The sequence below is a fragment of the Barnesiella sp. CU968 genome, assembly GCF_905219685.1.
GTDB classification, from domain to species: Bacteria; Bacteroidota; Bacteroidia; order Bacteroidales; family Muribaculaceae; genus Lepagella; species Lepagella muris_A.
Window position 1 is genome coordinate 1 of record NZ_CAJMXD010000341.1, and the last position, 3,124, is coordinate 3,124.

Consider the following 3,124-nt stretch of genomic DNA (forward strand, 5'->3'; position numbering starts at 1 on the left):
TCCCTAATGAGAAGATAACCGGGTAAGAAATCCATCAATCGTTGATCTTCAATTTTATAGTATGTACCACTTACTTTAGAGTATAATATATTTAATGATTCCGGGAGAATTAAAGACGACTCTTTATCCTTAGCAATACTCAAGGAATAACCCGGTCTTAATTCATCAGACAGACTAATAAACTCATCTATTAAATAAGAAATTTCTTTTTTCATTAATTTTTTTGTTAAAATGTTGCTAATTCTTCCGCACCAGAGTATTCAGTGCGGGGAGGAACATCCGGAAAGAGTTCGCGGCGGATAATGCCGTCGGTTGTAAGCTGACGAAGCACTTGCGACAGCACTTTCTCCGAGACCGACGGGATGTTGCGGTACAGCTCGTTGAAGCGCATCGGTCCGTTCTCGGAAATCTTCACAAGAACCACCAGTGCCCACTTGTTGCCCAGCCATTCGAGCATCGGAGCCGCCTTGCAATATTCATAGTCAAGTTTTTTAGCCATAACCGGAGTTGCAAAAAGACTGATTACGAGCAATACAAACTTTTCGGTAAGGGTCAAACCCTTGGGTAAGTCATTGCTTCCACGCTGATAATCATCTAATTTTGCACCACGAAGTTACAAAAAATAATCGAGATATGATATATCCGCAACTACATTTCACCGGGCAGGTATGGCGACCGCCATACCTGCCCGGTTCGCAGCTACTTCAAATTACATCCGGCTGCACATGGCACAAGTGCAAATTCTGTAGTCTTTTCCCGGAATCGCAGCTTTATCAGGAGGTATTGGACGGTACATATACCGAGGAGCCGGAGATTGAACGGCTGATGGAGATGCGGACACTCATAGACCGNCTGAATATCCGGGTCAACNNGCTTGGACATCANNTTTCCAATACGGTACCAATCACCGGAGCATTGCCCGACGATAAAGCAGCGATACTCCGTGAATTTGACAAAGCGATAGCCGAGTTCCCGGAAGAGGAACTCAAAGCCTATCGCAGCAGGATATGGCATCTGTGAAGATTTCAATTCTGCGCTAGATTCATCACTGAAGAGCGCAATTGAAAAGGCTGTTCCGGGAATTCGTGTAACCCATAAGCCGGATGAATGGAATTTGCAGTGTGTGAAAGACGGAACCACAATCAAGATTGAGGTCAACGGAACAAAAATTCATGTCTGATGAATAACATATACTTCGTCCTTATCCCGGATCAATGATATGAAAAAGAGTATCACAGACGAGACAACGGGAAAAATATACCACCACTGACCGGGTGCGTTCATTGCCGATATAATAAGAAAATACAATGTAAACCAGCCATTCATATCAGAGATCCAGCTGTTGATGACAATGCTTTCAGGTTTCCTGACCCAGAACCATATGGCATATGATGCAAAAAGCAGTAATGCAAGCGAACCGCAGACAGATGGCAGAAGCATAAACCCAGTATATGTCATCATGAACAGACATACAATCATCAGAATCATAAGCGAGTTGAGGACTTTGCTTCTGAAAAAAGCGTACATACGCGGGTGACTGGTTATATTTTTCATATCAGGTCTGTTTAAAAACCATATAATTCTCATCAGGCATAGGAGCCTCGAAATTCTCAAAATATGACATGAGGTCGGAATGAGAAACAATCAGATCGTCCGGACAGTCGTTTCCATAGAACAGGCAGGGGAGCAGTCATGTATATTATTGCCGGTTCCACACCATGCTTCCGACAGATGTTGCGGGCATAATCACGCTTTATCCTTTTGCACATGGTCGAATCAACCACCACTTTCTCCCCATTCTCAAGCATTTCCCCGAGACGTACAAACAGTTCAGCGGTAACATCCATAAATATCTCTTTTCTGCGTTCCGGCGGTAAATCGGCAAATCCGGAGCCATGCCGACTCCAGATTTGTTCATCGATTGACAACCGTCTGTAACCCTGATTCTCAAGCTGCCGGGAATAATGCGTTTTTCCAGATCCGCTGATGCCGCACATCAGCACTACACGCGAATCGATTTCATCATTATTCATCAGCCGATTCTGGATCAAGTGTTATGAGATCATATTTCTGCGAACCAAGCCCGAGTTCTTCTGCATAATCAAGCAGATGGGTGCCGTTTCGCGACTCTATACGCTCGATCAGATGCGATTTCCCCGGATCCGGAGAGTTATAGACCATGTCCACGCAGGCACGATCGAGGGCGACAGGGTCGAGAGACGCGAGTATTCCGATATCTTCCATCTTGATGGTTTCCGGCTCTGCAACACAATCACAATCTACCGACAGATTGTTTGCAACATTTATATAAAGGATATTATTGCCGGCAACATTGAAAACCGATTCACATGCTTCTGCCATGGATTCAAGAAAATCTTCCTGAGGAGGAACATTTTCCCAGTCCACCGGAACATCTTTTGATTTACCGGCAGTGTGGATCCATGCCTTGCCGGCAGAAGACGCCATACCTATGGCAACATTCTTCAACGCACCTCCGAAGCCACCCATCGGATGTCCTTTGAAGTGTGAGAGAACCATTGTGAAATCGTAATTTCTCCAGTTCTTACCGACATAATTCTCTTTCAGATGCTTACCATTGCTGACAGGAAGTGCTATTTCTCCATCCGCATCCATTATATCAACTTCAGCTATCGCAGTGAAGCCATGCTCGGCGGCAGTCTGAAGATGGTCTGCGGCATTACATCTTTTTCCTTCGTATGCGGTGTTGCACTCGACGATTACAGCATCTGTCAGTTTAATAAGTTTCTTGATTACATCTGTGCTCAGATGATTGGGATTGCCGGCTTCTCCTGTAGAGAGTTTCGCCGCCACGCGTCCCTTTGCCTCTCGTCCGAGAGCCTTATACACTCTGACAAGATTATCAGCGTTGATACGAGGACAAAAATATACGACCGAACGTTCCATGATTAAAAATTTAATTTCAAAAATAAAGACCCTCCGAGATCCAACCATTTCTGTGGGAGACACCTGTATGCCATGACACAAGTGTGCTTCACACACAAAGTTACTAAAAAAATCAACAGAAAGTAAGAAACTGTTTAAATTTAATTCGAAATTTTTTATATAGTGAATCTTGTGGCTTCCTTGAGGCCTTTTATGGTTG

General features: G+C 44.2%; 5 protein-coding genes and 2 pseudogenes. 2 read left to right on the forward strand and 5 right to left on the reverse strand.

The window, feature by feature from the left end; genetic code table 11:
• Together JX312_RS11140 and JX312_RS11145 are read right to left on the reverse strand one after the other, a co-directional pair.
• Window positions 1-215 (reverse strand): annotated as a pseudogene (locus tag JX312_RS11140) (hypothetical protein); the annotation flags it as partial.
• A gap of 11 nt (window positions 216-226) precedes the next feature.
• Window positions 227-499: a helix-turn-helix domain-containing protein gene (locus JX312_RS11145; protein ID WP_239653895.1), complete on the reverse strand. Its 273-nt coding sequence runs from the start codon at window positions 497-499 to the stop codon at window positions 227-229.
• Window positions 500-633: 134 nt separating this feature from the next.
• Here JX312_RS11145 and JX312_RS11150 point away from each other — a divergent pair, with 134 nt between their 5' ends.
• Window positions 634-1,020: a hypothetical protein gene (locus JX312_RS11150; protein ID WP_204458052.1), complete on the forward strand. Its 387-nt coding sequence runs from the start codon at window positions 634-636 to the stop codon at window positions 1,018-1,020.
• A gap of 28 nt (window positions 1,021-1,048) precedes the next feature.
• Window positions 1,049-1,168, forward strand: a pseudogene (locus JX312_RS14170) (nucleotidyl transferase AbiEii/AbiGii toxin family protein); the annotation flags it as partial.
• A 2-nt stretch (window positions 1,169-1,170) separates the two neighbouring features.
• On the opposite strand, the gene JX312_RS11155 reads toward JX312_RS14170, so the two are convergent.
• Genes JX312_RS11155 through JX312_RS11165 form a run of 3 tightly spaced genes read right to left on the reverse strand, consistent with a single transcriptional unit; the run spans window position 1,171 to window position 2,925 of the window.
• Complete coding sequence (locus tag JX312_RS11155; RefSeq protein ID WP_123407352.1) at window positions 1,171-1,554, reverse strand: hypothetical protein; 384 nt, start codon at window positions 1,552-1,554, stop codon at window positions 1,171-1,173.
• Window positions 1,555-1,610: 56 nt separating this feature from the next.
• Window positions 1,611-2,033, reverse strand: a complete 423-nt coding sequence (locus JX312_RS11160) for an ATP-binding protein (RefSeq protein ID WP_204458053.1) — start codon at window positions 2,031-2,033, stop codon at window positions 1,611-1,613.
• A complete protein-coding gene (locus tag JX312_RS11165) occupies window positions 2,026-2,925 on the reverse strand; it encodes a DUF362 domain-containing protein (protein WP_239653896.1) in 900 nt (299 codons plus the stop codon). The genes JX312_RS11160 and JX312_RS11165 overlap by 8 nt, the downstream gene beginning before the upstream one ends.
• Window positions 2,926-3,124: the final 199 nt, after the last annotated feature.

Excerpts from the sequence above, each read along its gene's own strand:
- JX312_RS11145 (WP_239653895.1), bottom strand. The coding sequence starts at position 499 with ATGGCTAAAAAACTTGACTATGAATATTGCAAGGCGGCTCCGATGCTC.
- JX312_RS11155 (WP_123407352.1), bottom strand. The coding sequence starts at position 1,554 with ATGAAAAATATAACCAGTCACCCGCGTATGTACGCTTTTTTCAGAAGC.
- JX312_RS11160 (WP_204458053.1), bottom strand. The coding sequence starts at position 2,033 with ATGAATAATGATGAAATCGATTCGCGTGTAGTGCTGATGTGCGGCATC.
- JX312_RS11165 (WP_239653896.1), bottom strand. The coding sequence starts at position 2,925 with ATGGAACGTTCGGTCGTATATTTTTGTCCTCGTATCAACGCTGATAAT.